The organism is Vibrio tetraodonis, from assembly GCF_003350295.1.
Classification (GTDB): domain Bacteria; phylum Pseudomonadota; class Gammaproteobacteria; order Enterobacterales; family Vibrionaceae; genus Vibrio; species Vibrio tetraodonis.
The window spans coordinates 1-15980 of sequence record NZ_QLYY01000008.1 but is presented as its reverse complement, the minus strand read 5'-3'; the positions used below and the strand labels follow the sequence as shown (position 1 = coordinate 15980).

Here is a 15980-nt window from a genome sequence, read left to right as displayed (position 1 = left end):
ACACTGGTAAACTGACTTTGTGTTGAAATGTCGATAAATCTGTCCACACTCCCAGCAAAAGACAAAAACAAAATAGAGCTTGATAAGCAGGCGTCGTTTCTCGTTTGGAAACTGAGAGAAGCAAAAGCCAGCCCGGAAGAAATAACGCGCAGTGCTGATAAAATTCAAGATCCTGACGAGAGAAATATTTTCCTTGACTCCGTCGCCAAATATAAGCAGATCATGGGACTTGGTTGAGGCATTCTTGCTTTATATTGATAAATTGAAATGGTTTTGTTTTTTGCTAAAATCCTCCGCGTTCATTTGATTTAGAGAGAATATCCCGATGGGAAGAAGTTTTGAAGTGCGTAAAGCCTCCATGGCTAAAACTCAAGGCGCAAAAATTAAGGTTTATTCCAAGTACGGTAAAGAAATTTACATGTGTGCCAAGAATGGCGGCTCCGATCCGGACATGAACCTTTCGCTAAAACACCTTATTACTAAAGCGAAAAAAGACCAGGTTCCGGCACACGTGATCGATAAAGCTATTGATAAAGCCTGTGGTGGTGGTGGTGAAGATTATCAACCAGCGCGTTACGAAGGTTTTGCTCCTGGTGGCGCTAGCGTTATTGTTGACTGTCTCACAGACAATGGAAACCGTACTTTTCAAGATGTTCGTCAATGCTTTGTTAAGACAGGTGCGAAAATTGGCTCTCCCGGTACAACCGCTCATATGTTTGATCATCAAGCGGTATTTCAGTTTAAAGGTGAAGATGAAGAAGCCGTATTTGAAGCACTGATGATGGCTGATGTTGATGTGACAGATATTGAGCTTGAAGATGGGGTCATCACTGTATTTGCCCCACATACTGAGTTCTTTAAAGCAAAGACGGCACTCAACGCAGAATACCCTGAGTTAACCTTAGAGGTTGAGGAGATTACTTTTGTTCCTCAGAACCACACTCCCGTTACTGGCGAAGATGCTGAGAAATTTCAAAAATTCCTAGATCTTTTAGATGAGTGTGATGATGTTCAGCAGGTTTATCACAACGCTGAGATTTGAGTTAGTTACGTTGAAGAAAAACCGAGTTTTTGAAACTCGGTTTTTTTATGATTTTGTATTGCCAGAATACTCTTAAATCGGTTTACACTGTAAACGCGATGCTTTCTCACGAATAAAATACTACCCAATTGATAGCCTAGTTAGTGAGGCCACACATTTCATCTAATTGGCATCAGGCAAAGGTTTATTTTGCCTGATAGCGAGTATTATTTGAGGTAGAAGGGACATGGCTATCATCCCTGCCATGAGGCTGTACTGGAAGGAGGTAAAGGATTCACCAAGTAATATCAATCCTGATATAATTCCAGCTACCGGATTTGCAATACCGCCAAATGTAAAGTCCACCACTGTCATGCGTTGCAGTAGCCAGACGTACATACCATACCCAAGAGCAGTGTTTAAACCAATTACCCATAGTAAGCCAGCGCCATTTAGTATCGAAAAATGATTTATAACAGCAGAATATCGATCCGGAGAAGCACTGGCATCAAGGATTGCGATTACCGATAGTAAGCAACCTCCAAGAATCATTTGCCAAGTTAATACCGTCCACCAATGGATTCTGTTCCCCAAGGATTTAGTAATCGTACTACCAACAACGATACACATAATAGCGCAAAGCATGGCTAACAGTCCGAGTGGATCAAGTGATATTTGGCTTGGTGAAAATAGTAGCCAAGCCAGCATAACCAAAATGGCACCAGACAAAGCTTGAATGAATGTGGGCCGATGTTTATGCACAAGCCAGTGATACAACATAGCAAATACAGGTACAGATACCATCCCAACTCCTGATATTGCTGAAGGTAATGACTGCGCCATAATGAAGATCAAACAAAAGAAAGCCGCGATATTAATTAGCCCAAGTTTTAGTAGGCTCGGCAAATCTTCACCTTTGGGTAGTGAAGGTTTTAAGGCTAATAACAGCAGTCCAGCAGGCAATGCTCTGAGTGCACCGAGCAAAAGAGGAGGCCAATCAGCCAAGGTATATTGGGTAACCGCATACGTAGTACCCCAGAAAAAAGCGGGAATCATTGCCAGTAGTATATTCATGCTAATTTATCTTTATGTTAAGATACTTTGCGAAATGTACGCTTTTAGTGTGTTATTGTAAAGTATCTTAATGTAAAGGTATTTGATTAGCACAGACTTGAGAGAAAAGGTTATGGATGCAGTTGATCGATTGGTAGCGCAATGGGCGAGAGAAAAACCTGAGCTAGAGACTGAACCTATGGCGATTATGGGAAGGCTTCTTAGAGTGAGTAAATATATGGAAACTCAAGTTGCACAACTTCATAAACAGTACGGACTAACATTCGGAGAGTTTGATGTGTTAGCAACACTGCGTCGCAGTGGCAAACCATTTCAATTAACTCCATCTGAGCTTATTGACTCTATGATGTTGACCTCAGGAGCAATGACAAACCGCCTGGATAAACTAACTTCCAAAGGTTTGATAACAAGACAAAGCAATCAATCTGATCGTCGTAGTTTGCCCGTCCAACTGACAAAACAAGGTGTTGGACTGATTGATAGAATTCTAGAAGAGCATGTGCAAATGCAAGGTCAGTTAGTAAAGGGGTTGAGCCAAGAGCAAAAAAAGCAAATAAACCAAAACCTGAAATGTTTGATGCATGAGTTAGAGAGTAGCTAGGTGAGACGAAATGATTTACTCTTTTATCTTTTTGATTAATTTATTATTCTAGGGCTATCATTCTCATTTCCACATCCTTTTTGGCTTTTACACTGTAAATATAAAGCGGAGAAATAATGCAACCAAGTATTGAGACGCCAAGACTACTTTTAAGACCTTTTCGCCTATCAGATAGTCAGAGAGTTGCGTTATTGGCTGGCCAAAAAATTATTTCAGATATGACAGCAAATATCCCCCATCCCTATACCGAGGAAATGGCAATTGAGTGGATCGGGACTCATTCAGAGAAATCTGAGCATAAAAGCGCGGTTATTTATGCTATTACCCTCAAAGAAAGTGATAGCATTGTTGGTGCGGTAAGCTTTCCTTCCCTAAAGAGTGGGGTTGCTATTTTAGGATACTGGTTAGGGACTGACTATTGGGGGAAGGGAATTGCTCTAGAAGCTTCGCAAGCTCTGATAGGTTACGCAAAGCGTGAGCTCAAGGTTTCTAAAGTTGAAGTTCAGCATCTTGCTGACAATCATCAGTCCTGCTCTGTGATTAGAAAACTTGGAATACAGTATAAAGAAAATCGCTTTGTCCAAGTGAGGGGAAAATCCCGAGAGGTATGCGTTTATCGTAGCTCTATAGCCTGACTTGATTTTTTAAATATGTCCTTGTTAATCTTTTATCTCATTTCCTGATTTCGTCTTCATTGGCTTTTACGCTGACACGTGAGTTTAGGCACGATTTAACGAATAGTTAAAAAACTCCACATTTCGCCCCTACATAAAACACAATGCTATCAATGGCATATAGTGTGATCTGGGTCTCATTTATAATCCTATTTGATAATTGATTAATCAGTTACTACTTTTTTAGTAACTGCCGAAAATCATGAGGGGCAAGTTTTGAAAAGGTTAAAGGTAGTATTTATTGTTCAAGTGATTGTAGCACTAACCTTTGTGCTGCTCGTTTCTGCGTTTATTAAATATCAGACTTTCAAAGGAAACTTACACCAAGAGTTAGAAATCAATGTGCAAAACACTAGTCAACGCATGTCGATAAGTCTTCCTAAAGCGGTGTGGGATTTTGACTTGGATACTGCCAAAGTTGCAATGTCTGCTGAACTTGATTTACCTGAGATTGCTGCAATCCAACTTATTGATGCCCAAGGCAGCGAACTGCTATTTTTGACCAAGGAAGGAGAGGGCGAAGAGAAACAGCTTGTTGACGTAACCAACAAAGATTCCTTCCCAGAAGAATTGAGCCAAACTACCGAACTTACCTTTGTTGATTATGGCGAAGAAAACAATGTCGGTAAGGTCGTCGTCTATTTCGATACAGACGCCATGGACGCCAAGCTTGCAGATTCCCTTCGTACAAGCATCATCGAACTTGTTGTGTTAGACCTGATTATTTCCGTTGTGATCATTGTGGCGCTTTCAATCACAGTATTAAGACCGATTGCTCAGTTGACGGATGTCATAAAAGACCTTGCGTCTGGTGATGGTGACTTAACCAACAAGCTGGCTCCTGCAAAGTACCGAGAATTTGATGCAATCACAAATGGGATAAATACATTCACAGAATCTCTGCGTGTCATTGTAAAAGAGGTGAATGAGTCTTCTGAAGCGCTCGGTGAGAAAGCCCAGGCTAACGGAGCAACGGCGCGAAAAAATGCTGACAGTTTAGACTCACAGAAACACCAGTTGACGACAGTAGCAGCTGCAGCGACAGAGCTAAACCAGTCAGTGGCTATTGTTGCTGACACCGCCTCTGAAACAGCAGATCAGGCACAGACGGCGACAGGGTTAGCTTCCAGCGTTAATAATGCAATAGAAAGCTCTGCCACAGATATTATTAACATGCGCGAAGAGATGAATCATGTTAATGCCGAAATGCATATTTTGGTGGAGGAAGGCGAGAAGATCACTACCGTCCTTAACGTTATTAATGACATTTCTGAACAAACCAACTTGCTTGCTCTTAACGCTGCGATCGAGGCTGCTCGAGCTGGCGAACAAGGAAGAGGGTTTGCTGTGGTTGCTGACGAAGTCCGTAACCTCGCGGTAAAAACCAGCGAGTCGACAGAACAGATCCAGAAAAATATTACCGCTTTGGGTTCAGCGACCAAGTCAGTCGAAGACGAACTGACTCGTATAGCAACGCTTTTGGAAGACACAGCGGCAAGAGTGAGTGAATCTCAAGAGTCTGTCGGGGAAGTTCAGAGCCTAATCACCATAATATCTGATCGCAGTGGTCAAATATCACAAGCTACTGATGAACAAAGAATGGCGGTCGAAGAAATAAGTCGAGCAATTGTCGAAGCGTCTGAAGCAACGAATGAAGTAGCGTCAGGTGCTGATCAAAATGCACAAACAACAGAGGAAGTGCTTAGCTTGAGCCAGAGTATTGCAAACCATATGTCTAAATTCCGAACTTAAGCTAAATAGTTATTGAGGACCTGTTATGAAAAACCTTTTATTGCTGGCCGTTGCGGCCCTTTTTTCGGTGCAGAGTGTTGCTGCAACCGTAACAGCAGCTCAAGATCCATGGGCTCCCTTTGTCCAAAAAGATACCAGTAGTCCCGGTGTTTCGGTTGAAATTTTAACCGAAGCGATGAAAACACAGGGCTATGACGTAGATTTTAAAATAATGCCTTGGACTCGGGCGTTAAACGAAGTTAAAGATGGAAGAATTGATATATTGGTCGCCACATGGTTTACCAACGAAAGAACGGCTTTTCTCAACTATAGCGAACCCTATCTTGAAAATTCACTCAAGTTCATTAAACGTAAAGGTGACGCTTTTGAATACAACGGCATGGATAGTTTATCGGGAAAAACGGTTGGTATCATTCGCAATTACGGTTATGGCGATGATTTCCTTGGTGCAAGCAACTTCAAGAAACCTGAAGCTAACGATTTAGTCTCCAATGCGAAGAAGCTGGTTGCCAAACGGATTGATCTAACTTTAGAAGATGAATTAGTGGCCAAGTCGACTTTATCCGGCGCGGGGATGAATCTGGCTAATTTCGAGTTTACTAAAAACGCTTTGTCGGTTAATCCACTGCATGTTACTTCTGGTTTAGCTAACTCTAACAATGGCAAATACATCGACGCGTTCAACAAAGGGCTAGCGGAAATAAAGTCAAATGGAACCTTTGATAAAATTTTGGCCAAGTATGGAATCAAGTAATTGATATAGAGTCGATAATAGTTTGGGGCTGATAACACAGAGCGTGTGTTATCAGCCCCAAAAACATAAGCCAAGTTTCACAGTCCTTACCTTGGGGCATTCGCTCTCTCTGAACTTTATTATTTACCCTATTCTTGAATGTGTTAAGCGCTTAAATAAAGCATCTAAATACCTTATTAATACTATGTGATCTTATATTTGTGATTTTTGTCACCATCTTAAATTGATGGTGGTTTATGTCTTTTTTGAACGAATTTTAAACACAATCGGTTTGGTTGCTTTTTGTTTAGTTGTTGTTATTTAATAATTTTATCTCTATACCCACTCACTTTATATTGACTCTTTTCTTTATAGTTCCATTAATGAAATGTTAGTTTGCGCATACGAGGGGTGAGCTTCGATCTTGATCTAAGCATAATGCGCCACTTGTAACATTCTCCTTCAAAGTGTAAAGAATAATCCGCATAAATAGCATGGTTATTGACTGTTTTGCTGATTTTTTTACTTTGTTCTTTGTATCAGTGTTACACGCTCAACACATAAACATTCTAATGAATATAACAACTGAGCTTCAGTGTATGAAAGCTGAACTCGGACAAACATCGAGAAAGTTAATGGAAGCCTCAAGATATAAACGCATCTTGTCTAGAGGAAGTTTGGCGACGGCCATTCTTTTTTTATCTGGGTGTAATTCTGCTTTACTTGACCCCAAAGGCGCTATTGGCGTTCAAACAAAAGAGCTCATAATTACGGCCCTTTTGTTGATGCTAATTGTTGTCATACCCGTGATTCTAATGACAGTGTATTTCGCATACCGATACCGAGATACGAATACTGATCAAGAGTATGCGCCTGACTGGTCACATTCGACTAAGATAGAATTGGTCGTATGGACGATTCCTATCATTATCATCGCTATTCTTGCCGTTATAACATGGCGTTCAACACACGAGCTTGAGCCTTCTAAGCCTCTTGAAAGTGACGTTAAACCTATGACGATTGAAGTAGTGTCGCTTGACTGGAAATGGTTGTTTATCTATCCGGACGAGAACATTGCTACTGTCAACTATGTCGCTTTTCCTAAAGATGTGCCTGTGACGTTTAGACTCACCTCTGACAACATCATGAACGCATTCTTTATCCCACGTTTAGGCTCTCAGATCTACGCTATGCCAGGTATGGTAACCAAGCTGAATTTGATTGCTAATCATGAAGGTAACTTTAAAGGTTTTGCTTCTAACTATAGCGGTGAAGGTTTCTCTCAGATGAAATTTACGGCGTCAGCACTGACTGACCGAGCTGCTTTCCTTAACTGGGTTCAAGAAGTGAAGTCTAGTCCAGATCGAATCGAAGACTGGGAACAGTTCAGAACTTTGGCTGAGCCAAGTATTGCAGAACCCGTCACTCTATTCTCAAGTGTTCCGCCATTTTTGTTTACTGATGTCGTGACACAGCATCCTGGTTCAATGAACTGTTTGCCTGAAAACCAAGGATAATCGAAATGTTTGGAAGATTAACTCTAGACTCAATTCCTTATCATGAGCCCATTATTGTTATCACCTTAGCCGTCGTTGCTTTGGTTGGTTTAGCGGTAATGGTCGCGATAACAAAAGCAGGGAAATGGCAGTACCTGTGGAACGAATGGTTTACGTCAGTAGACCACAAGAAGCTTGGCTTCATGTACATAGCTGTGGCTATGATAATGCTTATTCGTGGCTTCGCTGATGCCGTCATGATGCGTAGCCAACAACTGCTTTCCTCTGCTGGGGAAGCGGGTTATTTACCGCCGCATCACTATGATCAGATCTTTACTGCCCACGGCGTGATAATGATTTTCTTCGTTGCTATGCCATTAGTAATCGGTTTGATGAACATTATCGTACCATTGCAAATTGGTGCTCGTGATGTGGCTTTCCCTTATTTGAACAACCTGAGCTTCTGGCTATTTATTGTGGGTGTTATTCTCACCAATATGTCGCTTGGGTTAGGTGAATTTGGTCAAACAGGTTGGCTAGCTTACCCTCCACTGTCTGGTATTGAGGCCAGTCCAGGGGTCGGGGTCGATTATTGGATATGGGCGCTGCAGATATCTGGGGTGGGCACAACGTTAACTGGCGTAAACTTCTTTGTGACTATCTTGCGTATGCGCACGCCTTCTATGCCAATCATGAAGATGCCAGTATTCACTTGGGCTTCTTTGTGTGCCAACATCCTTATCATCATCTCGTTCCCAATCTTAACGGTTACGATTGCGCTTCTAACGCTGGATAGATACTTAGGCTTCCACTTCTTTACCAATGATCTTGGCGGCAACGTTATGATGTACGTCAACTTGATTTGGGCTTGGGGTCACCCAGAAGTGTACATCTTAGTTCTGCCTATTTTCGGAGTGTTCTCTGAAGTAACGGCAACTTTCTCACGTAAGAAATTGTTTGGTTACACCTCTTTGGTATGGGCGACAGTCGTCATTACCATCTTGGCGTTTGTGGTTTGGTTACATCACTTCTTTACCATGGGCTCAGGTGCGAATGTCAACGCCTTCTTTGGTATCGCCACTATGATCATTTCCATCCCAACCGGGGTGAAGATTTTCAACTGGCTATTTACTATGTACAAAGGTCGTATCCGCTTTACTACACCAATGATGTGGACAGTTGGCTTCCTTATCACATTTAGTGTGGGTGGCATGACAGGTGTATTGATGGCGGTTCCTGGTGCTGATTTTGTACTTCACAACTCAGTATTCCTAATTGCCCACTTCCATAATGTTATTATTGGTGGGGTTGTATTTGGCTGTTTTGCTGCGATCACCTATTGGTTCCCGAAAGCAACCGGTTTCATGATGAATGAAACTTGGGGTAAACGCGCTTTCTATTTGTGGATCATCGGCTTCTTGATGGCGTTCTTACCTCTATACGCGCTTGGCTTTATGGGTATGACTCGCCGTTTGAGTCAAGATATTAACCCTGAGTTCTTCCCTCTACTTGCCGTTGCTGCTGCGGGTACTGCGGTTATCGCTCTGGGTGTTCTTTGTCAGTTTATTCAGATTTATGTGAGTATTCGTGACCGAGATCAGAATCGCGATCTTACTGGTGACCCATGGGGTGGACGTACTTTTGAGTGGGCGACCTCATCACCACCACCATTCTACAACTTTGCTCACCTGCCAAAAGGTGATGAGCTGGATGCTTTCTGGTATCAAAAGCAAAATGGTGAGTTTGATCCTACCAAAGAGGTTGAATACGAGCGTATTCATATGCCTAAGAACACACCGACAGGAATCTATGTTTCTGCATGGGCTTTAGTTTTTGGCTTTGCAATGATTTGGTACATCTGGTGGCTAGCCGCTGCAAGTTTTGTGGGCATTGTCGTCGCTTGTATCCAACACAGTTACAATGACGATGTGGATTACTACGTGGAAGTAGAAGAAATCAAAGCGATTGAAGCAGAGCGCCGTGCTCAGCTTGAAGAAGCGAAGAAACAATCTCCACAAGGCGATAAGAAAGATGATCTGGAGGTAACGTATGCAAGCTAATTCTGTATCTCACGGTCATCATGATCACCATCATGATACGAACGGTAATAAATTGTTCGGCTTTTGGGTTTACTTGATGAGTGACTGTGTACTGTTCGCAACTCTATTTGCAACATACGCAGTACTTGAAACAGGCTCAATTAGTGGTCCTACTGGTAAAGACATCTTTGAGCTACCGTTCGTGTTCGTTGAAACCATGTTACTACTGTTTAGTAGTATTACCTTTGGTTTTGGCATGATCGCAATGAAACGCCAAGATGTCGCTGGGCTCAAGCGTTGGTTGAAAATAACCTTCCTACTTGGTCTTGGCTTTATTGGCATGGAAATTTATGAATTTCATCATCTGATCGCCGCAGGCCATGGACCAGAGAAGAGCGCTTTCTTGTCCGCTTTCTTCACTCTGGTAGGAACTCACGGTCTTCACGTAACCTTTGGCCTTATCTGGCTAGCAGTATGCTATCACCAGCTTTCAACCAAGGGACTTAACGATAACATGGCGATGCGCTTTAACTGCTTAAGCCTGTTCTGGCACTTCCTCGATATTGTATGGATTTGTGTCTTCACTATCGTTTACTTGCTGGGGGTAATGTAATGGCTCAACATTTGGAAACAGGTGCGTCAGATTATGTTAAAGGCTTTATTGCGTCTTTAATCTTGACTGTAATACCTTTCTATTTTGTCTGGTCTCAATCTCTTCCTGATACGGCAACTTATGTCTTATTGTTTGGTTGTGCGATTGTGCAGATTTTCGTCCACTTTAAGTACTTCCTGCATATGGAAGTGAAAACTGAAGATGGACAATGGAACTTTGTATCGCTAATGTTTACCGCCATTGTTGTACTGATCTTAATCGCAGGTTCTGTGTGGATCATCTACAACATGACCGTGAACATGAAGTTGTAGGTCGGAGCATGCTGAAAAGTTATTTGTCTATTACTAAACCAGGCATCATTTTCGGCAACCTGATATCTGTTGCGGCAGGGTTCTTCCTTGCCGCAAAAACAGAGAACGTCAGTGTAGCTTTATTATTGGCAACCCTTGCTGGGGTAGGGCTAGTGATTGCATCGGGTTGTGTGGTAAACAACATTTTCGATCGAGATATCGATCAGAAAATGAAGCGCACACAAAATCGGGAACTTGCCAAAGGAAACATTAATATTGATGTTGCTTTTATATATTCTCTCGTTTTATTACTCGCTGGAACGGCCATTTTATTTCAGATGGCGAACCCTCTCTCTGCAGTAGTGGTTTTGCTTGGCTACGTATTTTACGTTTTCTTCTACACTATGTGGTACAAGCGCACTTCTGTATACGGTACCTTGGTTGGCAGCATCTCTGGTGCTGTCCCACCACTTGTTGGTTACTTAGCGGTGACTAATTACATAAGTACGGAGGCCGTTCTGCTCTTTGCTATGTTTTGCTTGTGGCAAATGCCTCACTCTTATGCCATTGCTATGTTCCGCATGCAAGACTACCGAGATGCTGGTATTCCGGTGCTGCCAGTTAAAGAAGGAATTAGCAAAGCTCATCGTCACATGAAAGCTTATGTTGTGGCCTTTGCTGCGACTTCATTCGCGTTATTTGTGTTAGGTGAAGCTGGTTATGAGTACTTGGCAGTTACTGCGATCGCTTGCTTTTCGTGGATGAAGGTAACCTTTAAAAAAGTTGATGAGGATAACTATATTCCTTGGTCAAAAACCGTATTTAAAGTGTCCTTATTAGTTGTGATGGGAGTCAGCGGCGTACTGGGCGTTGAACTGATCTCACTACCTATCTAAAAACAGCGGCCCCTTTTTGTTTTACTAAGCCCACGTATTTTGGCTGTAAAGCCCGATATTTGTTCAGGCATGTTTGTGTAAGTAAAATAGAAAGGGGCGCTTTTTCCTCTCAGAACCCTCATATCAAGGAGATTACTGCAGTGAGTAATCAGACAGCAGCAAGTAAACGAACTTCAGGCAAAGATGTAACGAGTACTTCAAAAAAGCTTATCGTTGCAACGCTTCTATATCCTGATTTTGAGCTACTGGATGTTTTTGGTCCTGTGGAAATGTTTGGTATGTCTCGTTTCATTAATCAAGGCCTTGATCTCAAATTCGTCTCTCAGACTGGTGGTGCTGTCGCAAGTAGTGCAGGGCCTAAGAGCGTTTGCGATTACAGTTTTAGTGACTTTGAAACCTGTGATATTTTGATGATTCCTGGCGGGTTAGGCTCAAGACAAGAAGTGAACAACAAGGAACTGATTGACTGGGTCCAGGCTCAGAGTGAACGAGCAACTTATGTTGTATCAGTTTGCACAGGTGTCGCGATACTGGCTCAAGCCGGTGTTTTATCCAATCACAGCGCGACGACAAACAAAATTGCCTTTGACTGGGTACAAGGTTTCAGTACTTCAACAAATTGGCATAAGAAAGCCCGCTGGGTCAAATCAGACAATATTTATACTTCCTCCGGTGTCTCCGCTGGAACCGATATGTCTCTTGCTATATTAGAGCACTTGTATGGTCGTGAGCATGCAGAAAAAGTCGCGCATCTGACGGAATACGTCTGGAATCATGACCCAGAAAATGATGGCTTTGCCATTTAGCCATAACATCCTTCGCGTGTCACTTTTACCATTGAGGAGGCAGATAGCCGTCTCTCCCGCTACCCACTGAACTATCTATCTCACATCCGTTTCCTATCATTATCATCGAAGTACTTTCACAACTTATGTGAATAAAACCATTTGAATTGTCGTGGGTAGATCCTAGGCTTACTAAGTATCGCTCTATAACTATCATTTCAATCCAATCGGTGAGTGCAAATGCAGTTTTTATATGATCTAAAAATGGGCTTTAAGCTATCTGGTGCCTTTGGCTTGCTGGTTATTATGACAGCTGTTGTGACCTTAAATGGTATGATGGGAATGTCTCGCTTCAATAGTGAAGTAGAGATTGCCGATGATTTTAATCGAATCGTCAAATATACCGGTGAGATTCGCATTGCTGAAAAAAATCTCGCCTTGCGTAATGACGAAGCTTATGCTGGAGAAATTAAAGACCTTATTTCCAAGAGTAATGCTCTAGCCGGTGAGCTACAGGGCAGAGTTAGCGAATCCAAGGTTAAAGATTTGCTTAATGAGGTGGTTGACTCTTTAAATGCATACCAAGCTGCTTTGGATCAATATGTATCTCAGAGAAGGCAGAAAGCCAAAGCCGGTGAAGACATGCGTAAGTACGCAAGACAGGTCGATGAAATCGTGACCAACATTCGTATTATCGAAAAGCAGGAAGTCGAACAACTTTTTGAATTTAATGCGCCACCTGAAGAAATTTTGACCTCAATTAAAATCGCTGATGATGCAAATCGAATGATTAAATGGATGTTAGAAGCAAGGCGAGCTGAGAAAAACTTCATTTTGTCTGGTGATGAGAAATCAATAAAGAATGTTCGTGACACCTTATCGGATATGTATTTATTGATGAAAAGCTTCCCTGAGGATACCCCAAAGCTTAAAGATTTAGAAAGTGCAATACTGCTGTATCAACAGGCTTTTGATAACTATCTTGCCGTTAACAAGCAAAGCGTTGAAACCAATAAACTTATGTTAACTGAAGCTAGAGATGTCGAAAATTTGACCTCTGAAGCACGTAAGATTGGTAAGGCGATGCTCAAAGACTTCGAAGAGAATTTGGGTGTGACCAACCTGTTGATTGCATTGGTCGCCATTCTTCTTGGGGTGGGGGTTTCTATGCTAATGACGAGATTAACCGTACCACCGCTTAAAAGTGCTGTAGAAGCCAGTCAGCGCATTGCCTCTGGCGACCTTGGCGTTGTCATTGAAGTCAATCGAAACGATGAGATTGGTGAGCTACTGCGTGCGATCGCGACCATGACAGAACAGCTTCGAGATATGATTGGCAACTTGTCGACTAATATTGAAAGCATTGCCAACTCATCAGAGGATTTATCGTCTCTGACAACCAAAACGAGTGAAGGTGTCGGGCAGCAGAAGCAAGATATTGATCAGGTTGCCACTGCAATGACTCAGATGAGCTCGTCAGCTCATGAAGTTGCACAAAAAGCCAATACCACGTCAGATGCAGCGAATTTAGCAAATTCTCAAACCGTAAAAGGTAATGAACTGATCAGTACAACCGTTGATGGGATGAATCAACTTGCTGTAGCCATAGGGCAGTCTCAAGATGTAATTCAGCGAGTGAAAGGGGATAGCGAAAATATTGCGACTATTTTAGACGTGATTAAAAATATTTCTGATCAAACCAATTTGTTGGCCTTAAACGCTGCGATTGAAGCGGCTCGCGCTGGCGAGCATGGTCGAGGCTTTGCGGTTGTTGCTGATGAAGTGCGATCTCTTGCTCAAAAAACCCAAGAATCTACGGTCGAAATCGAGAAAATGATAGAAGTGCTCAAATCTGGCGCCGAATCCGCGGTTGCAGAAATGGTGAAAAGTAAGAAGCAGGTCGACGGTATGGTAGAGCAAACAGAGCAGGTCAAAGAGTCTTTGTCATCGATTTCAAACGAAGTAAGCACGATTACCGAAATGAATGCTCAAATTGCTCAGGCGGTTAACGAACAGGGAGAAGTCGCGGAAGATGTCAGTCAACGTATGAATACGATTAGTGATGTTGCAGACCAAACTTCTCACGCATCTGACCAAACGTCTGAATCCAGCCGTAACCTTGCCAGAGTTGGTGAAGAGCTTAAACGTTTGAGCAGTTTCTTTAAAATGTGATTAAGGCATCTTCTGGTCTAAGGCAGTTTAATTTCAGATTACACTGCCTTTTTAGACTGTCCATATCAAGTTATCTCTATATTAAACTCTAAAGTCATGATATTTTTAATAAAAATATTATTTGTGTAAGTCTTATGTGTTTGTATGGATGTCTACAAGGAAGTTCCAATGAACCTTACCTATCGCAGTGCCAACTTAGATGATTTAGCCAGTTTAGTATTCCTTCTTGCTGATGATGAACTAGGGAGTCAAAGAGAAGATGCAAGCATGCCTCTCAATGAATCCTACACATCGGCATTTAATGCAATTTCTGCTGATCCAAACAATCAACTTCTCGTGGTTGAAAGTCAGGGTGCTCTGATTGGTATGATGCAGATGACTTACATACCTTATTTGACGCACATTGGGAGTTGGCGTTGTTTGATTGAGGGTGTCAGGATTGATAAAGCCTTTCGTGGTCAGGGCCTTGGAGAGATAATGTTTGAATACGCTATTTATCAGGCGAAAGTTAGGGGTTGCAGTGTCATTCAACTGACTAGCGATAAACTAAGACCTGATGCACTGAGGTTTTATGAAAAGCTAGGTTTTAAAGCGACCCACGAAGGGTTTAAGCTGTTGTTACCACAATAATTGATACTCAAAAAATATAATATCACAGTCCGTCTCGATTATGAGAATGCCTTATTGACTAAAATAATAATTGTTTTGTTCGAAATTTGAACGCAAAGGAGGCATTAATGACCAGTCAGGTTATCCAGCATTTTTTCCATTCTGATTCGGGTAGTGTCAGTTATGTCGTGGCCGATTCTGATACCAACGAATCAATTATTATTGACCCTGTAGCCGATTACGATGAAGACCATGGCAAAATTAGTTTTGAATCTGCACAGAGTATCGTTGAATACGTAGAGCAGCATCATCTTCACGTAACAGCAATTTTAGAAACGCACATTCATGCTGACCATTTGTCTGGTTGTTTTCATCTCAGTAAAGTCTTTAAAGCTCCCATCTATATATCTGATCATGTCAAAGAGGTTTATGCGAGTTGTAAAGATGAGCTTTGTTTATCCGAGCTTTATCACTTCGAACATTTTCTGATGGAAAATGAGCACTTAGATTTTGGTCATTCACATTTGGAAGTGATTGAAACACCGGGGCATACCGCGTCTGATCTAACATTTAAAATTGGTGATGCGATTTTTGTAGGTGATTCACTGTTTCACCATGGAACAGGGAGGATCGATTGTCCTGGAGGCAGCGCAGAGCAAATGTATGAGTCACTTGAAAAACTATACGCGTTAAAAGACTCGACCGCGGTATATCTCTGCCACAATTACCCAAATACAGAGAATGAGTTGGTCTACAAGACAACGATCGGTGAAGAAAAACATGAAAATGTCATGATGAGTGAGCACACGACACAACAAGATTTTGTCACTCAACGAGAAAGCCGAGACCATCAGCTGTCCAAGCCAAAACTGCTCTCTTCCGCACTGGAATACAATCTGACCGCAGATAAGCCACACCATTAGGTGTTAATGCCGATCGGTTTAGAGACTTGAACGATCCTGGGATCGTATGATAATCCCCACTAACTTTGTTAGTGGGGATTTTTCTATGTTGGCTGAAGAGTTAGTTCTAGCTCATGATACTATTGAAGATGGCAAAAATTATGAGTCTGTAATTAATGCCATTCAACTTGAATGGATAGAGCAAGCTCTCTATGAAACATCTAAAGCGAGTATCAGAAGGCGTCGGCTACCAGCCCAACAAGCCGTATGGCTCGTCATTTGGATGGGATTGCAGAGAAATAAATCCATTAAAGAGGTTTGCA

17 protein-coding genes are annotated in these 15980 nt (G+C 42.1%); 16 read left to right on the top strand and 1 reads right to left on the bottom strand.

Features of this window, described 5'->3' with window-relative positions; genetic code table 11:
* Positions 1-27 precede the first annotated feature (27 nt).
* Together DPF90_RS05250 and DPF90_RS05245 are read left to right on the top strand one after the other, a co-directional pair.
* On the top strand, positions 28-237 hold the full coding sequence (locus tag DPF90_RS05250; protein WP_114785280.1) for a DUF3283 family protein: 210 nt from the start codon (positions 28-30) through the stop codon (positions 235-237).
* 88 nt (positions 238-325) lie between these two features.
* Positions 326-1042 (top strand): YebC/PmpR family DNA-binding transcriptional regulator, encoded by a 717-nt coding sequence (locus tag DPF90_RS05245; protein WP_114785279.1) that lies wholly within the window; start codon positions 326-328, stop codon positions 1040-1042.
* 162 nt (positions 1043-1204) lie between these two features.
* On the opposite strand, the gene DPF90_RS05240 is transcribed toward DPF90_RS05245, so the two are convergent.
* Positions 1205-2095 carry a DMT family transporter gene (locus tag DPF90_RS05240; protein ID WP_114785278.1) on the bottom strand — a complete coding sequence of 297 codons (891 nt, stop codon included), beginning with the start codon at positions 2093-2095 and terminating at the stop codon, positions 1205-1207.
* 112 nt (positions 2096-2207) lie between these two features.
* On the opposite strand from DPF90_RS05240, the gene DPF90_RS05235 reads away from it, so the two are divergent.
* The 14 genes from DPF90_RS05235 to DPF90_RS05170 form a co-directional block, all read left to right on the top strand.
* The gene (locus tag DPF90_RS05235) at positions 2208-2696 is read left to right on the top strand and encodes a MarR family winged helix-turn-helix transcriptional regulator (protein ID WP_114785277.1); all 489 of its coding nucleotides are present in this window, start codon (positions 2208-2210) and stop codon (positions 2694-2696) included.
* A gap of 116 nt (positions 2697-2812) precedes the next feature.
* Positions 2813-3331 (top strand): GNAT family N-acetyltransferase, encoded by a 519-nt coding sequence (locus DPF90_RS05230; protein WP_114785276.1) that lies wholly within the window; start codon positions 2813-2815, stop codon positions 3329-3331.
* 255 nt (positions 3332-3586) lie between these two features.
* On the top strand, positions 3587-5122 hold the full coding sequence (locus DPF90_RS05225) for a methyl-accepting chemotaxis protein (protein ID WP_114785275.1): 1536 nt from the start codon (positions 3587-3589) through the stop codon (positions 5120-5122).
* A 25-nt stretch (positions 5123-5147) separates the two neighbouring features.
* Positions 5148-5876, top strand: a complete 729-nt coding sequence (locus DPF90_RS05220) for a transporter substrate-binding domain-containing protein (RefSeq protein WP_114785274.1) — start codon at positions 5148-5150, stop codon at positions 5874-5876.
* A gap of 614 nt (positions 5877-6490) precedes the next feature.
* Positions 6491-7372: a ubiquinol oxidase subunit II gene (gene cyoA / locus DPF90_RS05215; protein WP_114785444.1), complete on the top strand. Its 882-nt coding sequence runs from the start codon at positions 6491-6493 to the stop codon at positions 7370-7372.
* 5 nt (positions 7373-7377) lie between these two features.
* The gene (gene cyoB / locus DPF90_RS05210) at positions 7378-9411 is read left to right on the top strand and encodes a cytochrome o ubiquinol oxidase subunit I (protein WP_114785273.1); all 2034 of its coding nucleotides are present in this window, start codon (positions 7378-7380) and stop codon (positions 9409-9411) included.
* Positions 9401-10003 carry a cytochrome o ubiquinol oxidase subunit III gene (cyoC, locus tag DPF90_RS05205; protein WP_114785272.1) on the top strand — a complete coding sequence of 201 codons (603 nt, stop codon included), beginning with the start codon at positions 9401-9403 and terminating at the stop codon, positions 10001-10003. The genes cyoB and cyoC overlap by 11 nt, the downstream gene beginning before the upstream one ends.
* Positions 10003-10314, top strand: coding sequence for a cytochrome o ubiquinol oxidase subunit IV (gene cyoD / locus DPF90_RS05200; protein WP_114785271.1), 312 nt, complete (start codon positions 10003-10005; stop codon positions 10312-10314). The genes cyoC and cyoD overlap by 1 nt, the downstream gene beginning before the upstream one ends.
* Before the next feature lie 8 nt (positions 10315-10322).
* The gene (gene cyoE / locus DPF90_RS05195) at positions 10323-11189 is read left to right on the top strand and encodes a heme o synthase (protein ID WP_114785270.1); all 867 of its coding nucleotides are present in this window, start codon (positions 10323-10325) and stop codon (positions 11187-11189) included.
* 140 nt (positions 11190-11329) lie between these two features.
* Entirely contained in the window at positions 11330-11995 is a 666-nt protein-coding gene (locus tag DPF90_RS05190; RefSeq protein WP_205395165.1) for a DJ-1/PfpI family protein, read from the top strand.
* Between the two features lie 219 nt (positions 11996-12214).
* Positions 12215-14146 carry a HAMP domain-containing methyl-accepting chemotaxis protein gene (locus DPF90_RS05185; RefSeq protein ID WP_114785269.1) on the top strand — a complete coding sequence of 644 codons (1932 nt, stop codon included), beginning with the start codon at positions 12215-12217 and terminating at the stop codon, positions 14144-14146.
* 168 nt (positions 14147-14314) lie between these two features.
* Positions 14315-14776, top strand: coding sequence for a GNAT family N-acetyltransferase (locus DPF90_RS05180; protein ID WP_114785268.1), 462 nt, complete (start codon positions 14315-14317; stop codon positions 14774-14776).
* 107 nt (positions 14777-14883) lie between these two features.
* Positions 14884-15678 (top strand): MBL fold metallo-hydrolase, encoded by a 795-nt coding sequence (locus DPF90_RS05175; RefSeq protein ID WP_114785267.1) that lies wholly within the window; start codon positions 14884-14886, stop codon positions 15676-15678.
* A gap of 85 nt (positions 15679-15763) precedes the next feature.
* On the top strand, positions 15764-15980 hold a 217-nt coding region (locus DPF90_RS05170; protein ID WP_205395164.1), incomplete at its 3' end, for a transposase domain-containing protein.

Excerpts from the sequence above, each read along its gene's own strand:
- cyoD (WP_114785271.1), top strand. The coding sequence starts at position 10,003 with ATGGCTCAACATTTGGAAACAGGTGCGTCAGATTATGTTAAAGGCTTT.
- DPF90_RS05250 (WP_114785280.1), top strand. The coding sequence starts at position 28 with ATGTCGATAAATCTGTCCACACTCCCAGCAAAAGACAAAAACAAAATA.
- cyoC (WP_114785272.1), top strand. The coding sequence starts at position 9,401 with ATGCAAGCTAATTCTGTATCTCACGGTCATCATGATCACCATCATGAT.
- cyoE (WP_114785270.1), top strand. The coding sequence starts at position 10,323 with ATGCTGAAAAGTTATTTGTCTATTACTAAACCAGGCATCATTTTCGGC.
- DPF90_RS05230 (WP_114785276.1), top strand. The coding sequence starts at position 2,813 with ATGCAACCAAGTATTGAGACGCCAAGACTACTTTTAAGACCTTTTCGC.
- DPF90_RS05245 (WP_114785279.1), top strand. The coding sequence starts at position 326 with ATGGGAAGAAGTTTTGAAGTGCGTAAAGCCTCCATGGCTAAAACTCAA.
- DPF90_RS05240 (WP_114785278.1), bottom strand. The coding sequence starts at position 2,095 with ATGAATATACTACTGGCAATGATTCCCGCTTTTTTCTGGGGTACTACG.
- DPF90_RS05175 (WP_114785267.1), top strand. The coding sequence starts at position 14,884 with ATGACCAGTCAGGTTATCCAGCATTTTTTCCATTCTGATTCGGGTAGT.
- cyoA (WP_114785444.1), top strand. The coding sequence starts at position 6,491 with ATGGAAGCCTCAAGATATAAACGCATCTTGTCTAGAGGAAGTTTGGCG.
- cyoB (WP_114785273.1), top strand. The coding sequence starts at position 7,378 with ATGTTTGGAAGATTAACTCTAGACTCAATTCCTTATCATGAGCCCATT.
- DPF90_RS05180 (WP_114785268.1), top strand. The coding sequence starts at position 14,315 with ATGAACCTTACCTATCGCAGTGCCAACTTAGATGATTTAGCCAGTTTA.
- DPF90_RS05185 (WP_114785269.1), top strand. The coding sequence starts at position 12,215 with ATGCAGTTTTTATATGATCTAAAAATGGGCTTTAAGCTATCTGGTGCC.
- DPF90_RS05220 (WP_114785274.1), top strand. The coding sequence starts at position 5,148 with ATGAAAAACCTTTTATTGCTGGCCGTTGCGGCCCTTTTTTCGGTGCAG.
- DPF90_RS05235 (WP_114785277.1), top strand. The coding sequence starts at position 2,208 with ATGGATGCAGTTGATCGATTGGTAGCGCAATGGGCGAGAGAAAAACCT.